The sequence below is a fragment of the Delftia sp. S65 genome (assembly GCF_016516495.1).
GTDB classification, from domain to species: domain Bacteria; phylum Pseudomonadota; class Gammaproteobacteria; order Burkholderiales; family Burkholderiaceae_C; genus Comamonas; species Comamonas acidovorans.
In genome coordinates, this window is record NZ_JACVUR010000141.1 from 1 (window position 1) to 205 (window position 205).

Annotated in this window: 1 protein-coding gene; it reads right to left on the minus strand. The window is 65.4% G+C overall.

The annotated features are described in order from the left end of the window. Positions 1–205: hypothetical protein (locus IAE24_RS30550; protein WP_233630811.1), on the minus strand; the 205-nt coding region annotated here is incomplete at both ends.

Sequence of the window (205 nt, forward strand, 5' to 3'; positions counted from 1 at the left end):
CGTCGATGCGCAATCCGTCGTGCAACCCGCCGTCGGATTGACGGGGCTGATACCGCCGGACGGATCGTAGGAGGCCGTGTTCGTGCTCGAGCCCACAGCCGTCGGCACAGCCGGCAGATTGAAGCTGGTGTTGCCACCCGCTGCCACTGCCGCAGTGAAGTTCACCGTGCAAGACAGGATCGCCGTGCCATTGCCCACGAAGGGG